Annotated in this window: 17 protein-coding genes; all 17 read right to left on the reverse strand. The window is 66.2% G+C overall.

Annotation, left to right across the window (positions count from 1 at the left end):
• Positions 1-3,008, reverse strand: a 3,008-nt coding sequence (locus tag FJY73_10045; GenBank protein ID MBM3321003.1) for a hypothetical protein, incomplete at its 3' end; no start/stop codon positions are given.
• Positions 3,009-3,066: 58 nt separating this feature from the next.
• Positions 3,067-3,588, reverse strand: a complete 522-nt coding sequence (locus FJY73_10050) for a hypothetical protein (protein ID MBM3321004.1) — start codon at positions 3,586-3,588, stop codon at positions 3,067-3,069.
• A gap of 190 nt (positions 3,589-3,778) precedes the next feature.
• Positions 3,779-4,714: a protein translocase subunit SecF gene (secF, locus tag FJY73_10055; protein ID MBM3321005.1), complete on the reverse strand. Its 936-nt coding sequence runs from the start codon at positions 4,712-4,714 to the stop codon at positions 3,779-3,781.
• 21 nt (positions 4,715-4,735) lie between these two features.
• Positions 4,736-6,337, reverse strand: a complete 1,602-nt coding sequence (gene secD, locus FJY73_10060) for a protein translocase subunit SecD (GenBank protein ID MBM3321006.1) — start codon at positions 6,335-6,337, stop codon at positions 4,736-4,738.
• Positions 6,338-6,382: 45 nt separating this feature from the next.
• On the reverse strand, positions 6,383-7,207 hold the full coding sequence (locus FJY73_10065) for a divergent polysaccharide deacetylase family protein (protein ID MBM3321007.1): 825 nt from the start codon (positions 7,205-7,207) through the stop codon (positions 6,383-6,385).
• A gap of 255 nt (positions 7,208-7,462) precedes the next feature.
• On the reverse strand, positions 7,463-8,086 hold the full coding sequence (locus FJY73_10070; protein ID MBM3321008.1) for a hypothetical protein: 624 nt from the start codon (positions 8,084-8,086) through the stop codon (positions 7,463-7,465).
• A gap of 355 nt (positions 8,087-8,441) precedes the next feature.
• Entirely contained in the window at positions 8,442-9,110 is a 669-nt protein-coding gene (locus tag FJY73_10075) for a hypothetical protein (protein MBM3321009.1), read from the reverse strand.
• Positions 9,111-9,120: 10 nt separating this feature from the next.
• On the reverse strand, positions 9,121-11,196 hold the full coding sequence (locus FJY73_10080; protein ID MBM3321010.1) for a hypothetical protein: 2,076 nt from the start codon (positions 11,194-11,196) through the stop codon (positions 9,121-9,123).
• A complete protein-coding gene (gene rsmA, locus FJY73_10085) occupies positions 11,193-12,044 on the reverse strand; it encodes a ribosomal RNA small subunit methyltransferase A (GenBank protein MBM3321011.1) in 852 nt (283 codons plus the stop codon). Before rsmA ends, FJY73_10080 begins: the two co-directional genes overlap by 4 nt.
• Positions 12,041-12,904, reverse strand: a complete 864-nt coding sequence (locus FJY73_10090) for a TatD family hydrolase (protein MBM3321012.1) — start codon at positions 12,902-12,904, stop codon at positions 12,041-12,043. The genes rsmA and FJY73_10090 overlap by 4 nt, the downstream gene beginning before the upstream one ends.
• The gene (gene metG / locus FJY73_10095; GenBank protein ID MBM3321013.1) at positions 12,817-14,361 is read right to left on the reverse strand and encodes a methionine--tRNA ligase; all 1,545 of its coding nucleotides are present in this window, start codon (positions 14,359-14,361) and stop codon (positions 12,817-12,819) included. The genes FJY73_10090 and metG overlap by 88 nt, the downstream gene beginning before the upstream one ends.
• A gap of 54 nt (positions 14,362-14,415) precedes the next feature.
• Complete coding sequence (locus FJY73_10100) at positions 14,416-15,258, reverse strand: stage 0 sporulation family protein (GenBank protein MBM3321014.1); 843 nt, start codon at positions 15,256-15,258, stop codon at positions 14,416-14,418.
• Between the two features lie 7 nt (positions 15,259-15,265).
• Positions 15,266-16,390, reverse strand: a complete 1,125-nt coding sequence (locus FJY73_10105; GenBank protein ID MBM3321015.1) for a peptidoglycan DD-metalloendopeptidase family protein — start codon at positions 16,388-16,390, stop codon at positions 15,266-15,268.
• A complete protein-coding gene (locus tag FJY73_10110) occupies positions 16,387-17,265 on the reverse strand; it encodes an ABC transporter permease (GenBank protein MBM3321016.1) in 879 nt (292 codons plus the stop codon). The genes FJY73_10105 and FJY73_10110 overlap by 4 nt, the downstream gene beginning before the upstream one ends.
• 17 nt (positions 17,266-17,282) lie before the next feature.
• The gene (locus tag FJY73_10115; GenBank protein ID MBM3321017.1) at positions 17,283-17,969 is read right to left on the reverse strand and encodes an ATP-binding cassette domain-containing protein; all 687 of its coding nucleotides are present in this window, start codon (positions 17,967-17,969) and stop codon (positions 17,283-17,285) included.
• Positions 17,970-18,384: 415 nt separating this feature from the next.
• The gene (locus tag FJY73_10120) at positions 18,385-19,695 is read right to left on the reverse strand and encodes a peptidylprolyl isomerase (GenBank protein MBM3321018.1); all 1,311 of its coding nucleotides are present in this window, start codon (positions 19,693-19,695) and stop codon (positions 18,385-18,387) included.
• Between the two features lie 2 nt (positions 19,696-19,697).
• On the reverse strand, positions 19,698-20,064 hold a 367-nt coding region (locus tag FJY73_10125; GenBank protein ID MBM3321019.1), incomplete at its 5' end, for a peptidyl-prolyl cis-trans isomerase.

Consider the following 20,064-nt stretch of genomic DNA (forward strand, 5'->3'; position numbering starts at 1 on the left):
CGGTCGCGCACCTCGGCGAACGCGCGAGCGTTCGGCGGCCCGACCTTCCCGTTCTGGAGGATGAGACGGCCCTCGGGGGAAAAGATCGCGAAGCGCTTCAGGCTGAGCTCGAGATCGAACGGCTCCTCCCCTTCCTCGACGCCGAGCACGCGCCTGCGAACGAGCGTGCTCCGCGCGACCTCCTCCGCCTCGCGGATCGCATCCCGCTCGAGGGCGTAACGCACCGATTGAAGCGACGCGCGCGCCGCCGTTTCCCCCGCCTCGCGGAGCCGGCTCGCCGCCATCCGCCGTCCCGCGAAGCCGAGGAGGAGCGCGGGAAGAAGAGAAACGAGAAGGAAGGCGAGCACGAGCCGGTCGCGGAACGTTGTCTCGAAGCGAAGGCCTCCCCGGAGGCGGCGCGCGCGTTGCGAGAGAAGAAGAACCGCCGCGAGCACGGCGAGACCCGCTAGGGCGAAGAAGAGGGACGCGAGCGCGATGTCGATGAGCGGGAGCGCTCGATTCACGGCGCTCGCGCGCGGCAACGCGAACGCGAGCACCCCTTCTCGATCCGGGTCGTTCCACTCGGTGAAGAAGGCGTCGTGTCGGCTCCCGTCGACCCGGATCCGACCCCACGCGGAGCCGCTTCGCTCGATCGCGCCCAGAAGCTCGCTGTCCAGGCGCGTCTCCTCTGGGAAACGATCGCTCGACGAGAGAACCGTCTCGCCGTCCTGGTAGAGGAACACCTGAAGCGCCTCGGTCTGGCGCACGAGCGTCCTCTCGAGCGTGCGCAGGTTGCGAAACATCTCGTACGAGGCGGGCGGGAGCTTCGCGGCGTACTCGAGGTTCTCGTAGAAGTACGGGATGGAGATCATCACGGCGCCGACGAGGTCTCCCGCGCGCATCAGCGGAACCGCTCCCGTGTAGACCTCCATCGACTCGCCCCGGAAGCGGCGACGTCCCTCGTAGATCCGCATCTCTCCGGAAGAACGGACATCGCGAAAGACGAAGGCGGCGCGCACCGGAGACTCCGGGGGCATGTCGAGCGCAAACCGGCTCACGACCGCTCCCTGGCGGTCGAGAATGCGGAGCTCGACGCTGTAGTCGTACCGGGAGAGGCCGCTGCGAACCCACGCGAGAAAAGCCTCGCGCTCCATCGGCGGGAGCGAACGACGCGAGAGCTTCTCGAGAAGCACCGGGTCCTTCTCGAGCGAGCGGAGGGTTTCTTCAAGCAAGAAGCGTTTCCATTCGTCCCGCGGTTCGGCGAAACGAAGGGCCTTCTCCTCGAGGCGGAGCCGCGCGAACTCCTCCCTCCCGGCGCCAAGGCTCGGTTCGAGCGCCACCACGACGGCGAACAGGAAACCGAAGCCGCTCCAGAGCCGCCAGCCTCTCCCTCGCAGAAAGTAGAGAAGGAGAAAGCCGGTCGACACGGCGATCGCGGGAAGAAGGATGAACGGCGGCGTTCCGCGCGCATCGAGACGGCCGAGAACGAGAACCAGGGCGGCGAAGACGGCTCCGAGAAGAACGCGCGCCGGGAAGCCGAGACGCTCCGGCGCGCGGGGAACGAAGGGGCCGTGGGCGGACGCGAGGACGAAGAGCGCGTCGACGAGGAAGAGGTACCCCGCCGCGGCGAGGAGAAGAGCGAGCTCGAGGAGAAGAACCGGCGGAGGTCCGAGCGGGTTCGGCCCGTCGAAGAGCGAGAGCGTCGTCGAGAGACAGGTCTCGCGAACGAGCGCCCCGAACCCTGCCGTCGCCGCCGTGAGAAGCGCGAGAATCGCGAGAAGGGGAAGCGGGCGGACCCTTCTTCCGCCCGAGCGGGAACGCGCCCAAACGGCGGCACGCTCCCTCGCCGATAGGAAGACGAGAAAGAGGACGAGGCCGGTGATCGCCGCGTCTGCGGGAGATTTCCACGCGCCGAGAAGAACCGGCGAGGAGAATTCTTCCGGTCCCGTGACTCCCGATCCCCCTCCGAGCCTCGCGGGAAGATCGAACACGAGAAGAAGACCGCGGAGGAGAAGGAGGGCGGCGATCGGAACGCGAAGAGCGAGGGAGCGGAGCGAGTCGTCGTCTCCGGAGCGGACGGGGCGCTGCCGGCCGCCCCCCCACGGCAGCCAGCAAGCCCAAAAGAGAAGGAGGAAGAGAGCCGCTCCGAGCGCCGTGCGCTCCCCGACCCCCCGCACCCGTTCGCGCGCGGAAGGAAGAAGCACGCTCGCGCTCCCGATCTCCGAGCCGTCGGGGCCTCGGAGAACCCGTTCCCCTTCGCCCCCATGGGCGAAGAAGCGCACGGTCCCGCCCACGTTCTCCCGGACGTGGCGCGCGAAGGGAACCTCCCTTCCCACACCCTCCGCAAGATCCGGATTCCGTCCGACCGGGCGCATCGCGCGCACCAGACCGGCCGGCGTGCGCTTCCCCTCCACGCGGACCGGAACCTCGACCACGAGGTGCACACGAAGCGGATCGTTCGCCATCCGCACCCCGCCCCGGCGGCCGGGATCGAGGAGATCGGGCACCTCGCCCCACCACGCGATCGGCTCACGCTCCCCTTCCCGCTCGATCTCGAAGACCGCCCCCTCGCCGAGCGGGCCTTTCGCGAACTGCATCCCCCAGATGCCGAGCGCCCCGAAGAGCGGCTCACGCTCGCGGCGGCCGACATCCTCGACCAGAAGGGAACCGACCGTCTCATCCTCCGCGATCGCCGACGCCCAGCGGGAAAGTGAATCCGCCTGCGCGCCGACCGCCCGCTCCAGCTCGGCATAGGCCCTCGCGCGCGCCGCTTCTCCGGTCGACTCGATCCGCGAGACCGCAAGCCGGCCAAGAAGGAGAACCCCGAGCGAAAGAAGGAGAAGCGAGGCGCGAACGACGAACCGACCTCGCGCGAGGAGAAGAACCGCGGGAAGAAGAAGGAAGAATACCGGGAGGAGAGGAAGCGCCTCCGGCCGGAGCCTGTCGGCAACGAGGAGAAGCGTGCCGCCGAGCGCGACCGCGCCGAGAACGATCGAGAAGATGCGACCGCGCGCTCCGTTCGACACCATGTCTTCTACCTGTCCGCCGGAAGGACGCTCGCGTGTGCGACCGCGGCCTCGGGGAGGTCTATCGGTCCCGGACCTTGATCTCGGCGATTGTCCATCTTCCGTTCTCGCGGCCGAGGGAGAGGAAGACCGCGAGCCGCCGGCTCGCCCCCGAGAGGTCGCGGTGCTCCCAGTCAGCGGTCGCATTCGGCCGCCCGGACCGGCCGTGCAGGTTCCGAAAGCGCACGAACTCGAAGCGGATCGTCTCGGCCCCCTCGATCAGACGTCCGAGAATCGAGAGCGCCTGATTCCGCGAGAACCAGCCCTCCGGATGCTCTCCGCCCCCGAGCGAAAGGCCGACCCCTCTCCTCGCAATCCAGGGAGCGAGACGCTCTCGCTCGCACGTCCGCCACGCCGATTCGAAATCGAAAAGGACCTCCGCGACGGCCGGATCCGCCGCCGCGAGCCCCGAGTCCGGCTCGATCCACTCGACACCTGAGGCCTCCGTCGTGTCGCGCAGGGAGAAACGCGCCGAATCGGACGCCTCCGCTCGGACCGCGAGAAGGACGAGAGCCGCGAGGACGAGCGGGCGCGTGTCGGGCACGGGAACCTCCTCCGCGTCTTGCGACCGGGTTAGGAAGTGTTGCGCAAACCCCATGCCACTGAGGGACCCCGCCCAGGGCCCCACAACTCCTTACGAAACAAGGAAATAGACAAAGAGAGCGGAACGCGGGACCGGGGGGTGTCCGCCGGCGCGGAACCCCTTGTACCCTTTCGGGGACGACATGCCGCGGCTACTTCGTCGTCGTCGACGCTCTCGCGAGCCCCTTCGCCTTCGCCCGGGCCACGTCGAAGTTGTGCCAGTCGACCACGATCGCGCTCGCGACGTAGATCGAGGAGTACGTCCCGATCACGATCCCCACGAAGAGGGCGAGCGCGAAATCGCGGATCACGCTCCCCCCTCCGAAGAGGAGAAAGAGGACCACGATCAACGTCGTTCCGCCGGTCAGGATCGTTCGCGAGAGGGTCCGGTTGATCGCCGTGTTCAGCACCCGGTCGTAGGGGAGCCGCGCGTAGAGACGAAGGTCCTCGCGAATCCGGTCGAACACGACGATCGTGTCGTTCAGAGAGTAGCCGACGATCGTGAGGAACGCCGCGATCACGCTGAGCGAGATCTCGAGGTTCGCGAGCGAGAAGACCCCGAGCGTGATGAGCACGTCATGGACGAGCGCGGCCACCGCGGCGACGGCGAAGCGGAACTCGAACCTCCACGAGATGTAGATGAGGATCCCGAGGTTGGCGAAGAGGATCGCCCAGAACGCCTTGCTCCGAAGCTCCTTTCCGATGCGCGGTCCGACGCTCTCCTCGCGCCGGATCTCCACGCTCCGATCGGGGAAGTCCGCTCGCATCTGGTCGAGCACGCGGTCCCCGAGGGCGCCCGTGAGCCCGGTGTCCTTTACGTGGATCAGGATCTCCCTCTCGTCCCCGAACCTTTGCACTTCAAACGTTCCCGCTTCGATCTTACGAAGGGCGGAGCGGATCGGTTCCAGGGGTACCGGCTCGTCGAAGCGGACCTCGAGCACCGACCCGCCCTCGAAGTCGATCGAGTAGTTCAGCCCCTTGTGAAAGAGGATCGAGAAGAGACCGATCGCGATGAGAATTGCCGAGAAGACGTACGCCTTGCGGCGATGATTGATGAACTCGAAGTTGGCGTTGGTCAAGAATTCCATGGCTCTCTCCCCTCGTCCCCGCTAGATGCTCAGCTTCGTCGGCGAGTACCGGTTGACGATGAAATCGAAGATCATCCGCGTCACGACGATCGCCGTGAACATGGAGGAAACGATCCCGACGCTCAGGGTCACCGCGAACCCTTTGATGTTCGCGGTCCCGAATTGGAGGAGGACGAGCGCCGAGATGAGCGTCGTCACGTTCGAGTCGAGAATCGTCCGGAAAGCGCGCGTGTACCCCGCCTCGATCGACGCGCGCACGGTTTTGCGATTCCGCAGCTCCTCGCGGATCCGCTCGAAGATCAGCACATTCGAGTCGACCGCCATGCCGATCGTGAGGATGATGCCGGCGATGCCGGGGAGCGTGAGCGTCGCGCGAAGAGCGGACATCACGGCGAGGATGAGGATCAGGTTGAGGATGAGCGCGACCGTCGCGTAGAGTCCGGAGAGCCGGTAGTAGATCAGCATGAAGATCGCGACGCAGAGAACGCCGAAGATCGCCGCGTTCACGCCGAGGCGGATCGAGTCGCGCCCGAGGGATGGCCCCACCGTCCTCTCCTCGATGATCTCGAGCGGCGCGGGAAGGGCGCCCGCCCGAAGGACGATCGAGAGGATCTTCGCCTCGTCCATGTCGTAGTTCCCGGTGATCGACGCGCGGCCGCGGGGGATCTTCCCCATGATCGTCGGCGCGACGTGGATCTTGCCGTCGAGAACGATCGCGAGCCGCCTCCCGACGTTCGCGCCGGTGATCCGCGAGAAGTCGTGCGCCCCCTCGCCGGTGAGGGTGAGGCTCACTCCCGGCGAGTTCGGCCTCGTCTGATCGAGCCCCATCGAGACGACCGCGTTCGACACGGAGGCGCCGGTGAGCTCCGGCTTGTCGCTCACGAGATAGAGGGCCTTCATGTTCGTCCCGCCGTAGTCGACAAACTCGCGGCCCCACACGAAAGCGGCACCGAACGGAACGAGACCCCGAACCCCCGGAATCGCGAGAAGCGACTCGACCGCCGCCTCCTGCTCCTCCGGAACCCACGCGTTGTCCTGCTCGCCGCTCCGGAAGAAGCGAAGCCGCGCCGTGAGCGGCGTCTTCTTCATCGCCTCCTCGTCGGGAGAAAGCGCGAGCGTGTCCTCGGGGACCTCGGCGTCCTTGGATCGGGCATACAGGAAGTCGTCGATCCGGCGGAGCGTCTCGGTGAACTCCGCCGCCGACCGGAGGAGCTTGAACTCGAGGAGCGCGGTCTGCCCGATCAAACTCTTCGCCTGTAAAGCGTCTTGCACGCCGGGAAGCTGGACGACGATCCGATCTCCTCCTTGCCGCTGGATCGACGGCTCCGCGACGCCGAACTGATCGACCCGGTTCCGGATGATCTCGAGAGCCCGGTCGGTCGCGTCGCTCGCCTCGTCTCCGGAAAGATTCGAGCGATCGACCTGGAGCACGAGGTGCATGCCTCCTTGGAGGTCGAGCCCGAGGCGGAGCGCCTTCGAGCGGAGCTCGCTCAGTTCCTTCTCTCCCATCGCCTCCCGCTCTTCCGTCGAGAGGGTATGGAAGCGGAGCGTGGGGTAGACATACCAGGCGCCCAAGAGGAGCGCCGCGAGCACGAGGATCAGCCGATACCGGTTTTTATTCATCCGAAGCTCCTTCGCCCGCCGCGTCCGGCGCGCACGGGCGGTCGATCATCGCAGCGGGTTCGGGGCTGCCGGAACCCGCGCCCCGTCCGCGGAGGGTTCGCTTCCCGCACCGCCGGGAGGATCCTTGAGAAGGTCCCGGACCCGCACCAGCCGGATTCCCGACCGGCGCATCTCCGGGATCTTCTCCACAAGCGCCTCGAGAGTCGCCTCGCGCGGGTGGCCGATTCCGATCGCACGGCCGCGCGCGCGCGCGATCTCCGCGAGACGGTCCAGATTCTCCAGGATCTCTTCCCGGCTGTCGTAGCCCGAGTCCCAGAAGAGATCGTTCTCGAGGCACGTCACGCCCAGGGCGCCCGCGAGCCTCCGGGCGAGACGGCCCGCCACCGTCTTCGAGTCGAGAAAGAGGAGATCCCTCTTCCCTACCTCATCGAGGACGATGCGGAGAATTCTCTCGTCCTGCATCGCCCGCGATCCCATGTGGTTGTTCACGCCGTCGAGGCCTTCGAAAGCGCCCAGGGCCGACCGTACGAGCGCGCGCACCTCCTCGTCCGTCTGCGCGACGAAGATCGCCCGCGGTCCCGGGTCCTCCTCGGGATACTCCAAGGGCTCCATCGGCAGATGAAGGAACAGGTCCTTTCCCGCCGCCCGGACCCTCTCGGCGATCCTCGTGGAGAAGGTCTCCCCGGGGAGGACCGAAATCGTGAGATCGCAGTCCAGCTCGAGGAACGCTCGTGCCGTCGGCCCGTACGCGTACCCGAAGTCGTCGATGATCAGGGCGACCCGTGGGGCGGGAACTTCCGCCTGGGGGCGGCCCGCTCCGACGGCCGTCGCGACCAGAAGGATAAGGGCCGGCGGGGCCAAGCATCTCATCGGCGGCCGAATCCCTCCCCCCGCGAGCTCCGCGGGGGAGATCGCGTGACCGCGGGACCGACCACGGCCCCGAGCCTCTGGCGGCACAACCTAGGGAGTCTATGGGCGCGGCGGCGGTTCTGTCAACCGATTTGCCGGTGCACGAGAGGCGCGGAAAAAAGGGAACGCCCCGAACGGAGCGTCCCCGGCTTCTTGTCCGAGCAAGCACGGCCGAGGACCGCGTCCGCAGTAGGAAGCGCGCGCCTCGTCCGGGCTCTAGTTGATCGGCTCCTGGTCGATCTGCTTGTAGATCACCCAGAGGCTGTCGGCGTCCGGATCCGGCCGGCAGACGAAGATCTGGTCCGAGAGGACGACGTAGTTCTTGACCCCTTCGGGATCGTTCGGGTCGTCCACGGTGACGAGGAGATCGACGAAGCTCGTCACCCTCCACCAGACCTCTCCCGGGGGCCTCTCGGCGCTGTTGTCGACCACCGTGCTCTTCGGATCCAGAGTCAGCTTGATCTGGTCGACCTTCTCGCCGCGGCTGTTGAAGCGCGCCTTGAACATCTTCCCCGTGAGAGCGAGCTCCTCAAGCTTGTCCCACCATCCCTGGGGATCGTCCGGGTCAACCTCACCCGGCAGCAGCTCGAACGTGTAGGCCTCGTCGAGCGCGGCCTCGTATCCGGTGCTGTCCATGTTGGAGTAAACGTACGGGAGCCACTTCTCGATCAGGTTACCGGTTGTCTTTCGGTTCCGGTCCGGATCGATCGGCGGTTTGCCGTTCCCATTGTCGTCCTTGGGGTTCAGCACGCAGCTCGAGGCCAAAGCGACCCCGGTGAGAAGCACGATGAGCATGAGAAGCGCGGAGAGCCCTCTTCTCCCGCCTAGAATGCGAAGCACGTCCGAGCACCTCCTGCCGATGGTTGAGTGGGCGGCGTCTCGCGCGATCTTCGTGTCCCGCCTCGACCCTTGGGGTAGGGGAAGTCGTTCGCAGGCACCCGTGGAACACTGAAAGAATACCACAGGCCCCGCGCGCTGTCAACGCGTCCACCGCCCCGCTCCGCCCGATCGTTCTAAGTATCGGGAAGATGCCGCAGTTGGATGAGCCCGTCCGGTCGAACCACACGGAAAGCTTACGGTTGCGGGCGGCCGCCGGAAGGCTCGGTTAACGACAATCCGTCAGAAGTGTGTTCCTTGCGCGGCCGCCGGGGCACGGGGCAAGGGGGTGAACCGGCGAGTTTCTGTCGGGTCCAGGCTAGTCCGGGCAGTACGAGAGGGACGCCGCCACCTCCCCCTTGTAGTAGCCCCAGCTCCGGAGCGCCCCCTTTCGGAAGTCTTCCCACCGGTAGATCCGGTATGTCCCGTCGTTCGATTCGTACCGGATGAAGAGCTTCATCGACCCGTCGAAGAGGACCGAATCCTCCCGAGAGGGGGAGACCAGCGTGACGTAGTAGACTGTCAGGTCGTAGTCGCTCTCGTAGGTGGAGTAGCCGGTGACGGACGAATCGGTGGCGATCGGGTTTCCGGTGTACTCGAGATCCATCGTGCCCATCTTAGTCTGGCTGTTGTTGAAGCACGATTGGATCCGGCTGAAAACGTCTTCCTCTCTCGCCAATCCCCAAGGCTCCTCGAAGGGAGTGTGCCCGGCGTCCGCGAGGTCGGTCGAGTCGGCTCGATCCGGAACGAAGCGAAAATCCCCTGCGAGAAGGAGCTGGTACTGCGGCCTGTGGAACGTCTCGAACGCGGTGACGAGCTTCTCGGTCACCTCTTCGGGGGACTTCGCGGGCTCGGAGGTTCCGCCGCCTCCTCCGGGAGGCTCCGCGTCCCTCGGCTCGAAGAAACAGCCGGCCATGCACAACCAGCCGGCCGCCGAGAGAAGCCCCGCCGCACGCACGATCCGATCAACGGTTGCCGTATGAATCATCTTCGTCGCCCTACAGTTTGAACGTGAGCCCGCCGTTCAGCTCCCATTCGACCCGCCGCTGCTCCCCCGTCCCCGATCCGACCGGCGCGGGGAAGACCGGCAAGGACGCATCCTGGATCTGCCGCGCCTTCAGGTTGAACGAGGCCTTCTTGGAGATCTCCTTTCGGTACGTGATCTGAGAGTAGATCTGCGCCTTCTTCTTCTCGGACTCCAGATCCTTTCCCTCTTCGAGATTGAACTGCTTGTCCACCTGAACGAACTGCCCGGTCTCGAGCGAGAGGTCTCGCCCGAGGCTGTACGTGAGCTTCAAGTTCAGGTACTGTACCTCCCCCTCGCGGCTCCGGTTGAAACGCCGCGTCGCTCCCTCCTTCTGAAAGCTCCCGCTCTCGTCGAGCTTGTAACGATACTCGAAACCGAAACGGGCGGACGCCGAGAGATCCCAGTCGATCACGGAGCGGAGCTCGGAGATCCGGGTCATCGTGTTCCGATTCGCGTCCGCCTCCTTGAAGATGTAGATGAGCGTCATCGTGTAGGCGCTGTTCATCTTGACGTTGGGGAGCGGCCGGTAGTCGATCGTCGGGGTCACCCGCCAGGTTTGGCGCGTTTCGTTGTTCGCCGACCGCGTGCGGTGGATGTTCACCGTTCGTCCCTCGTCCACCGAGAAGGTCGCCGATCCCCGAATCTTTCCAGGAGGCGAGTAGTCGATGTCGGCCGACATCCGCCGGTCCGCGTTATCGCGGTCTTGCGTGGAGTCGGTGAGCACGCGGGAGGTCATGCCAATGCTCCCCGTCGTCCGGATCTGCGTGTAGCTCCAGAGACCGCGGGCGAGATTCAGGTGGACCGAGCCCCGCTGCGACTCTCCCGTCGCGTCCGGTTCTCCCGGCTTCGGGAAGAAGGTGTCCTCCGTGGCCCCGCGTTTCAGAACGAGCTTGCTCTTGATTGCCGCCGGAAGCCGATAGCTGAGAGACGCCTCGCCGCCGTAGTCGAGACGCTCGTTCGACTGCGAGGCGTCGACCGCGAACGCTCGGCTCCCCCACGCGTAATCGAACTTCGCCTCGTACTCGGTGCGCGTCCCCGCGGCGCCGCGGATCGTCAGGTTCCCGCTCCGCCTTCGATCGGTCGCGGTCTCGACGCCTCCTGCGGGGCGGGCGAAGGAGCGGGTGGACCGCTCGGTCGACAGGGAGAGCCCGATCTTGGCGTAAGAGAGACCCTCGTAGCGGAATCGCGTCGCCGCCGTCTCCGAAGCGTCCCGGTTGTCGTCGTCCCGGCTGTCCGGCGTTTGGCTTCCCCCGGTCTCGATGGAGAAGGTGTTCCGCGTGGCGGTCCCCTGCATCTCGACGCCGAGCGCCTCCATCGGTTTGAACTCGAGACCGACGTTGGAGTTCATCGCGCGGCCCCGCTTCTCCTCCCACCGAGTCGCCGGGTTCCCTCCCTGCGTTGAGGATCGCTGTTCCTCGTCCTTGTCCCTCGTCTCGATTCCCCCCTCGAGCGACAGCGTGAAGCGAAGAGCCATCGGGAGCTCCTGGATGTACGTGCTCTGAAGAAAGAGCCGGTTAAGGGCAATGTCGGTCGAGCGGAGATCGTCTTGTTCTCGATTGTCGTCACGGGCGTATCGGACCCCGACGCGCACTCCCTCCAACATGGAATACTGGAGCTCCGCCTCCGTCCGGCGCACACCCGACTCCCGGCTCGCGCGGTCGGCCCGCCTCTTCTCCCATGTCGTCTTGGTCTTGACGGCCAAATCATCCGTGAGGAGATAGTTCAGCGTGAAAATGTTCGAGATGTTCGTCGTCGCGCGGATGAAGCTCCCCTGGATTTCGTAGGTCGGATGGAAGCCTCGGGGAACGGCGTCGATCCGCGCGGATGGGATCTTCGAGAGCGAGTCCGAGATGACCGCCTGGCGGATCGAGTCGGCGGCGAGGGAGTCGAGCCAGAGCGAATCCCCCTCGATCCCGACCACCCAGACCGAATCGGTTCTCGTCTTCTCGAACTCGTCTTCCTCCTCCCGATCGGCATCCGCCCGCGCGGCGGCCGGGGCGAGGATTCCGGCGGCGAGGAGAGCGAGCACGAAGAGGATCCTCCTCATCGGACCGCCTCCACCGCGTCCGAGAGATGGCACCAATCGGCCGGGCCGAGGTCCTCGGGCCGGGCGGCGAGGTTCACCCCGGATATCTCCTCGATGCGCCGAAGCTCCTCCGGGGAGAACGTCCGAAGAGCGCGAAGCCCGGAGCGAATCATCTTCCTCCGGCCGCCGAAGAGAGAGCGCGCGAGCCGAAAGAGCGCCTCTTCGCTTCGCGCGCGGACCGGGAGCGGATCGTGGAAGGCGAGGCGCACCGCCGCAGACTCGACCCGCGGGCGCGGACGGAAGGAAGAGGGACCGACGCGGAAGAGAACCTCGGGCCGGGAGTAATAACGGACGAGAAGCGTGATCCGCCCGAAGAGGCGCGTGCCGGGAGAAGCGGCGATCCGCTCCGCCACCTCCCTCTGGACCAAGAGGAGCGCGGAGCGGATCGATGAGGAATGAAGCATCAACCGTTCGAGGATTCGAGCCGTGACGCGATAGGGGATGTTCCCGACGACGACGAGCTTCCCTCCCCCGGATGCCTCCTCGAGATCGAAATCGAGAAAGTCCCCGCGGACGAAGACGACGTTCTCCTTTCCGAGAAGCCTTCGCCGTTGCCGCGCGAGGAGCCTTCCGTCGATCTCGACCGAGTAGATCTTCCCCGCGCGCTCCGCGAGAAGCTCCGTCAGGTTCCCCGTGCCGGAACCGATCTCGACGACGCGGTCCGAGGGACGGAGCTCCGCCGCGTCCGCGATCTTCCGGAGAAGGTTCGGATCGACGAGGAAGTTCTGGCCGAGCCTCTTGCTCGGCCGGTGCCCCTCGCCGCGGAGGGCGCGCGCGTCGGCCGCCGGCGTCCCCTCCCCGCGACTCACGGCGCCTCCTCCATCCGGAAGAGGCGATTCGCGTTCTCGGTCGTCGCCCGGTCCGTCTCCTCGAAGCTCCATCCGCGGATCTCGGCCACCCGTTCCACGGTGAAGCGGAGGTACGCCGGCTCGTTCCGCTTCCCCCGGTGCGGGACCGGCGCAAGCCAAGGGCAATCGGTCTCGACGAGGATCCGATCGGCGGGACACGCGCGGACAACCTCCGCGAGCGCTCCGTTCGACTTCGCGAACGTCACCGTCCCCGGGATCGAGATCGCGAAACCGAGAGGAAGCACTTTCTCCATGAATGATCGATCGCCGGAGAAACAGTGCATCACGCCGCCGGCGAGTTCCCCCTCGTGCTCCTTGAGGATCGCGAGGAGAACCTCGTGCGCTTCGCGGTCGTGGATCACGACCGGCTTCCCCACGCGCGCCGCGAGCGCGAGCTGCTCGTGAAAGAGCCGCTCTTGGTTCCTTCGATCCGCGTAGTTCCGGTAGAAGTCGAGGCCCGTCTCGCCGACGGCGACGACCTCGGGCCGCCGCGCGAGCTCTTCCACGCGGGCGAGATCCTCCTCCGCGGCGCGGTCCGCCTCGTGGGGATGGATGCCGACGACCGCGCGCACGGCCGGCTCCGAGGCGGCGAGACGGACGACGTCGTCGCACGAGGGAACATCGTACGCGACCGAGACGATCCGCTCGACTCCCGCGGCGGCGGCGCGGCGCACGAGATCGGAGGGAGATCCGCTCGAGAAGTCCGGGTGCGTGAGATGGGCGTGGCTGTCGATCAACTCGCCGCCCCCTCCTCCTCGATCCTCGGGAACAGAGGCTTGTCGAGGCGGAGCGACCGTCCGTCTCCCGGCGCGTCGCGCCAGGCACAATCGGCGTCGAAACGGAAGTCCGCGGCCTTCCGGTCGATCCCGATCGCCAGGGCAAGCTCCTCCGCCTTGGCCGGCATCACAGGAGAAACAAGGACGGACACGATGCGGAGCGATTCGAAGACGTTGTAGAGAACCGTCTCGAGCTTCGCCCTCCGCGCGGGATCCTTCGCGAGCTTCCAGGGGGCGTTCTCCTCGATGTACCGATTCGCGCGCCGCACGAGTTCCCATACGGCGGCGAGCGCGTTGTGAAACTCGAAGCGGTCCATCGCGGCGGCGTAGCGGGCCGCCGCGTCCGCGGCGAGATCGCGGAGCTCCCCGCCGTCTTCCCCCGCGCGCGGCGAGGGGAAGACATCGCCGAGGTACTTGCGCGTCATCCCCGCCGTTCGGTTCAAGAGGTTGCCGAGATCGTTCGCGAGATCCGCGTTGTGTCTCCCCGCGAGCTGGCCGACGGAGAAATCGCCGTCCCTCTCGAACGAGACCTCGCGGAGAAGGTAGTAGCGGACCGTGTCGGCGCCGAACCGCTCCACCATCGCCCGCGGATCGACGACGTTCCCGAGAGACTTGGAGAGCTTCTTCCCCTCGACGGAGATGAAGCCGTGCGCGTACACGCTCTTCGGGAGCTCGATGCCGGCGGAGAGGAGCATCGCCGGCCAGATGATGCAGTGAAAGCGCGTGATGTCCTTCCCGATGATGTGAAGATCGGCGGGCCAGTAGCGATCGAACGAATCGCTCGGCCCGGGGAATCCGACAGATGTCAAGTAGTTGATCAAGGCGTCGAACCAAACGTAGACCACGTGCGAGCGGTCGGCCGGTAGGGGGATCCCCCATCCCTGGCTCGACCGGGACACGGAGACGTCCACGAGCCCCGCCTCGAGCACGCTCACGATCTCGTTTCGACGGATCTCCGGAAGAATGAAGGAGGGGGTTGCCGCGATGTGGGCGAGAAGCTCCTCCCGATAGCTCGTCAGACGGAAGAAGAAATTCTCCTCCTCGATCCGATCCGGCTCGCGGAGATGGACCGGGCACTTCCCGTCGACGAGATCCTTCTCCTGTAGAAAGTTCTCACAGGAAACGCAGTAGAGCCCTTGGTAGAGGCCTTTGTAGATGTCCCCTCTCTCCTCGATCCGGCGGAACACCTCGCGCACCGAACGCTCGTGGGCGGCCTCCGTCGTCCGGACGAAGCGGTCGTAAGAGAGATGGAGCATCCGCCAGATCGACTCGAACTCGACCGCCATCCGGTCGCAGTAGACGGTCGGGTCGAGCCCCTGCGCGCGCGCTTCCCGCTCGACGTTGAGGCTGTGCTCGTCGTTCCCCATCGAGAAGAACGTGTCGAAGCCTCGAAGCCTCTTGTAGCGCGCGACGCAATCGGCGGCGATCTTCTCGAACGCGGTGCCGATGTGCGGCTTGCTGTTCACGTAGTCGATCGCGGTCGTCAGATAGTAGGAGTTCATCTTCGTGTCCCGGCAGGCGGCGGTTTCCGCGAAGGGGCAAGTCCGCGCGCCGTCTCATGCCTCCCCGCGGTTCCTGGGCACCCAACGATCCCTGTGAAACTCCTCCGTGATCTCCTCCAAGAGGACACGGATCTCCCTCTCCTCGCCGGCCCGGATCGTGACGGTGCGGGAGAAGATGTCCGCCTTGGTCACCTTCCCCTCCGTGTTCGCCGTCCGCACGCGCGCCCCCACGCGGGGAAACGCGCGGAGCGCCTGGAGGTACTCGCTTCTTTCGTAGGCGAGGCAGCACATGAGCCGGCCGCACACGCCGGAGATCTTGTTCGGGGAGAGGGCGAGCTGCTGGTCGCGGGCCATGCGGAGCGTGACGGGCGCGAAATCCCTGAGGAACGTGGAGCAGCAGAGAGTTCTCCCGCACGGCCCGATGCCGTCGAGGCGCTTCGCTTCGTCGCGCACGCCGATCTGGCGAAGCTCGATGCGCGTCTTGAAGGTCGACGCGAGATCCTTCACGAGCTCGCGAAAATCGATGCGCTTCTCCGCCGTGAAGTAGAACGTGATCTTGTTCCCGTCGTACTGCATCTCCACGTCGACGAGCTTCATCTCGAGCTTGCGCGCCTCGATCCGGCCGAGGCAGACCGCGCGCGCTTCCTCCTCGCGCGATCGATTCCGGGAGAGGTTCGCCTGATCCCGCGCCTCCGCGCGGCGGATCACCTCGTGGAGCGTTTCCCCCTCGGGCGGGACGAAGTCGGACGGAGGAAAGTGCGCGACCTCCCCCATGTCCTCTCCGCGGTCCGCGCTCACGATGCAGGAGTCGCCGACTCGGAGCGGGATCGCGAGCGGATTCCTGTAGATTTCCTGGCGCGCTCCTTTGAAGCGCACCTCGACGAGAGCTTCGCTCATTCTCGATTCACCTCAGCCAGCGGAGCGGATCGATCGGCTCGGTCCCCTTCCGGATCTCGAAGTGCAGCGAGCTTCCGGAAACGGAACCGGTGTTCCCCACCGTTCCGATGACGTCCCCCTGTTCCACCCGGTCCCCGGCGGAGACGCGAACCTCCGACGCGTGGGCATAAAGAGTATAGTAGCCGCCGCCGTGTCGGACGATGATGCAGTTTCCGTAGCCGGGAAGCGTGCTCACGTACTCGACGCGCCCGGGCGCGACCGCGCGGATCTCGGCGCCGTGCGGCGCGGCGATGTCGATCCCCTTGCTCGTGATCTCCGTCCCGAACTCCGGATGGCGGCTCTTCCCGAACCTCCGCACGATCTTCCCCTCGGCCGGCCACGGGAGCTTCGCGCTCCCCCCCTCAAAGAGCGAGGGGCCGGACGGTTCGTACGGAGCGCCTTCCCGCGCGCGCTCCGCGAGAATCCGTTCGAGCTCGCGCGAGGCCTCCTCGAGCTCCGCCACGAGCTTCTCGTGGCTCTCGCGGCGCCGCTTCACGTCGTCGAGGAAGTTCTTCCGTTCCTTCTTCCGCAGCAAGAGAGCCGTTTTCTCGCGCGACCGTTCGCTCTCGATCTGGCGGATCTCCCGCTCCCGCGCGGCTAGCTCCTCGCGCGCCGTGTGAAGCCGCGCGCGCTCGGCGAGCACCGAACGATAGAGCGCGTCGTCCCTCTCCACCACCCGGAGAAGCCGGCCGAATCGCCCGACCAGATCGACCACCGACTCCGACCCGAGCAGGATCTCGAGCTCGTGATACCCGCCGAACTGATAGAGGGCGCGGAGTCTTCGGCGGAGCATCTCCCGCCGCCGCTCCAGCACGCTCTCCGCATCCCTCGCTTCCCCCGTGACGGCGCCGAGGTTCTGCTCGACCTTCCTCCTCTTCGACTCGAGACCCGTGAGGAGCCGGTTCGTGAGCGTGAGATCCTCGTCGATCTTCATCAGGTTCTTCAGGATTCCCTTCTCCTCCCCGCGCAGGCGGTTCGCCTCCTCGCGCGTCTTCCCGATGCGCGCGCGGAGAGCGTTGAGATCCTCTTCCTCGCCCGCAGAGACGCCGGACCAGAGAGCGAGAAGAGCAGCCAGGACAAGACGCGCGGTCACGATTTCTTATACCTCAAATACCGGTTCAGCGAGAGAAGCGTTCCCGCTGCCCCGAGCGCGCCGCCGGCGAGAAGAAACAAGAAAACTCCGAAGGGCTCCAGGAAGAGAACCCCCGGCAGGCGCGAGGCGGCGAACGAATGGCTTTCCCGCAGGAGAAGAAGCGCGAGAAACGCGGCGGCGAGCCCGAGAATCGCCCCCTCGAGCAGGTAGGGGACGCGGATCTGCATCGGGGTCGCGCCGACGAGCCGGAGAACCTCGATCGTATCGCGCCGATCGGCGACGGCGAGCTTCATCGTGTTTTCGACGACGAGCAGCGTCGCGACGCCGAGCACGATGCCGAGGAAGAGATCGACCGCGACGAAAAAATAGATCCACGTCTCAAGCTTCCCCACCCAGTTCTCCCCGTAGACGACCGATTCGACGCCGCTTTCCGCCTCCAACTCGGAGACGAGCATTCGGATCCGATCGAGCGTCTTCCAGTCGTCGTACAGCTCGAGATCGAACGACGCGGGGAGCGGGTTCCCCTCGACGCCTTCGAGGAGGTACTCCCGCGGGCCGAGGGTCCGGCGGAACTCCTCGAGAGCCTCGTCCGGAGAGACGTAGCGCGCGCTCCGCACGCCGCCGAGCCTCGAGAAGAGGTCGCTGAGCCGGTCCCGATCCTCTCCGCCGGCGTCGTCCCGAAGGTAGACCGTGACGCTGACCTTCTCCTGCGCGAGCTGGATCACCTTCTGGAGGTTCTTCGTGCCGAGAAGGAAGAGCCCGAACACGAAGAGGGCGACCGCCATGAGCACGACAGGAGCGAGATGGCTCCGAAGGCTTCGACGAAAGCCGTATCCGAGCTCGCGCGCGATGTATTCCATCCGGGTGGAGACCACCCCGTCCCTCCTTCCCGTCAAGAGCCGGTCGATCGGGCCTCCCGCCCGTCCGCTTCCGGAAGAAGTCGTCCTCTCTCCAGATGGAGGACCCGGTGCCCGCTCGCACGCGCCGCCCCTCGATCGTGCGTCGCGACGAGAACGGCGGTCCCCCCGACGTTCACCCGATCGAGGACCCGATAGATTCCCGCGGCCGTTTCCGGATCCAGGTTGCCGGTCGGCTCGTCGGCGAGAAGAAGAAAGGGCTGGTTCACGAGGGCGCGCGCGATCGCGACGCGCTGCATCTCGCCCCCCGAAAGATCGCTCGCCCGATCACGCAGCCTTCCGAAGAGGCCGACCTGGAGGAGCACTTCGTTCACACGTCGAGCAATCGACCGGTTCGGCGCGCCGGCCACTCGCAGGGGGAGCGCGACGTTCTCGAACACGCTCCGGTCCGCGATCAACCGGAAATCTTGGTAGACGAAGCCGACGTGCCGGCGGAGCTTCGGAATCTGCGCCCGGCGGAGACGGTCCGTGCGAAAAGCGCCGACCTCGACCACCCCGGACGAGGGGAGCTCGTCGTGGTGGATGAGACCAAGGAGGGTCGTCTTTCCGGCGCCGCTCGGACCGATGAGGAAGGCGTACTCCCCCCTCTCGATCTTGAAACTAACATCCTGGACGGCAACGAGGTCGCCGTACGACTTGGAGACATTTGTGAGAGAAACCACGGAACGCCGCCTTTGTGCGGAAGGTATCCCGGCGGCGCGGGGAGCGTCAAGGAATAGAATCCGGGGGAGGCGTCGTTCCGCCCGTGCCCTTGACTCCGCGAGGATGATGAAGCCGGTACCTCGAGCGCAACACATGGAGAACGGGGAGTTCCGGGGGCACTTCGGTACCTGATACCCCATTCCCGCAAGGAGAGATTTTCCGGAGCCGGGGGGCAGGGCTCGCTTGCTCAAACATGCCGCGCGCGGCGCGCGGCAACTCGCCGCTCTGCCCTACCCCCCGTCTCCGGAGAAAGACAGACGTGGTCGTGGGACCCGCCGTCCGACGACCGAGCCACGCGCGGGAAAGAAAGGCGGGGAAAAGAAAGGTGTCCGACACCTACAACGCAGGAAGGAGTCGGACACCTATTGAAGACACCTACTGAGAGACATCGACCGATGAACGGTCTTCCTCCTCGAACACCTCCGAGTGGATCTCCTCGCGGAGAGCCGCCACGTAGTCTCGGTAGGCCTGTTGCTGCTTCGACTGCCGGACCGCCGCGCGCACCTCCTCGCGGGCTTCCTCGAACGAGGGCTTGCCCTCGGGGAAGCGCGCCCGCACGAGGAAGAGGTGGAAACCATCCGTCGCCTCGACGAGCGGGCTCACCTCGCCCGCCTGGAGCTCCGCGAGAACCGCGCGCACCTCGTCGGACATGTCGCCCAGCGCGAAGACGCCGATCTCTCCCCCGCGCGCCGCGCTCGGCCGGTCGTCCGAATGCGCCTTCGCGAGGCGCGCGAAATCGGCCCCCGCGCGCAGGCTGTCCAGAAGCCCCTCGCCGCGCCGCCTCGCGTTCTCCACCCCCTCCTCGCCGGAGCGGATCGTCTTCAAGATGTGGCGGACCCGGATCCGATCCTCGCCCCGATCCACGAGTTGAATGAGGTGAAAGCCGAACGGCGTTTTCACGACCCCGCTGATGTCGCCCGGGGAGGCGAGGGAAAGCGCCGCTTGCTCGAAAGAGCTTTCCATGTCCCCGCGGCCGAAGTACCCGAGGTCTCCGCCCGCCGCGGCGGAAGGATCGTCCGAATGCGCGCGCGCGAGCTCGGCGAAGTCCTCGCCGGCAAGAGCGCGCGTGCGGATCGCCTCGAGCTCGCGAACCGTCGTCGATTCCGCGGCCGCGCTCGCCGCGGGCTTGAGATAGATCTGGGCGAGCGAGAGCCGCTCGGGCATGACCGGAAGAGCGTCCTCGTGCTCCTCGAAGAAGCGGCGGGCTTCCGCGTCGGTCACCTCGCTCTTCGGCCGGATTTGACGCTCCAAGAGAAGCCGCACCGTGAGGGACTTTTCCACCTCGCGGCGATAGCGCTTTCGGAGCTCCTCGAGCGTCACGTTCTCCGCTTCAAGCGCCGCCAGGAACTCGCGCTCCCCGGGGAACTGCGACCGCATCCTCTCGAGGGCACCCTCGAGCGACTCGTCGACCTCCTCCGCGGCCGGGGAGATCCCCTCCGCCTTGGCCTTCGCGAAGAGAACCTGGTCGTCGAGAAGCCGGTTCAGGGCGAGCTTCAGGATCTCCTCGGGCGGGAGCGCGGCGGAGGCGCCGTCCTCCGCAATAAGCTCCGCCTCCGCGAGAACCTCGCTCTCCAGGATCGGCGTGTCGCCCACGATCGCGACGATCCGATCCACGCGCTCCTCTGCGCGGAGAACGCAGGCCGCCAACAAGGCGGCCGGAACGAACAGGCGCGCGAATCCCTTCACGTCTAACCTTCCTGCCCCGCCCCCGGAACCCCCTCCTCCGTCTCCCCGGCCTCGAGCAGCAGGCCGAGCTTCTCTCGATCGATCGTCACGCCGCGCTCCTCCGCCCGCTTCTCGAGCCATTCCCCGAGCATCTTGTCCTTCTCGACCTGAAGCAGGGGCGACATGATGCTCTCCTTCGCCTCCTCGAACGTCATCGGATGCTCCGGGATCCTCTCGAGAAGCTTGGCGACGAAGTAGGCGCCGGAAAGAGGGGCCCGAACAACCGGGGCGATCTCCCCGACCTTAAGCACTTCAAACGCATATTTCTGAAGTTCCCCGGGGATCGATTCCTTGGCCATCAGCTCGGTGACGCCGGCCTTCTCCTTCATG

It is taken from the genome of Candidatus Eisenbacteria bacterium (genome assembly GCA_016867715.1).
Classification (GTDB): Bacteria; Orphanbacterota; Orphanbacteria; order Orphanbacterales; family Orphanbacteraceae; genus VGIW01.

Coding starts and splice junctions, on each gene's coding strand:
- FJY73_10080 (MBM3321010.1), bottom strand. CDS start 11,196: ATGAGGAGGATCCTCTTCGTGCTCGCTCTCCTCGCCGCCGGAATCCTC.
- FJY73_10065 (MBM3321007.1), bottom strand. CDS start 7,207: ATGAGATGCTTGGCCCCGCCGGCCCTTATCCTTCTGGTCGCGACGGCC.
- FJY73_10075 (MBM3321009.1), bottom strand. CDS start 9,110: ATGATTCATACGGCAACCGTTGATCGGATCGTGCGTGCGGCGGGGCTT.
- FJY73_10100 (MBM3321014.1), bottom strand. CDS start 15,258: ATGAGCGAAGCTCTCGTCGAGGTGCGCTTCAAAGGAGCGCGCCAGGAA.
- secF (MBM3321005.1), bottom strand. CDS start 4,714: ATGGAATTCTTGACCAACGCCAACTTCGAGTTCATCAATCATCGCCGC.
- metG (MBM3321013.1), bottom strand. CDS start 14,361: ATGAACTCCTACTATCTGACGACCGCGATCGACTACGTGAACAGCAAG.
- secD (MBM3321006.1), bottom strand. CDS start 6,337: ATGAATAAAAACCGGTATCGGCTGATCCTCGTGCTCGCGGCGCTCCTC.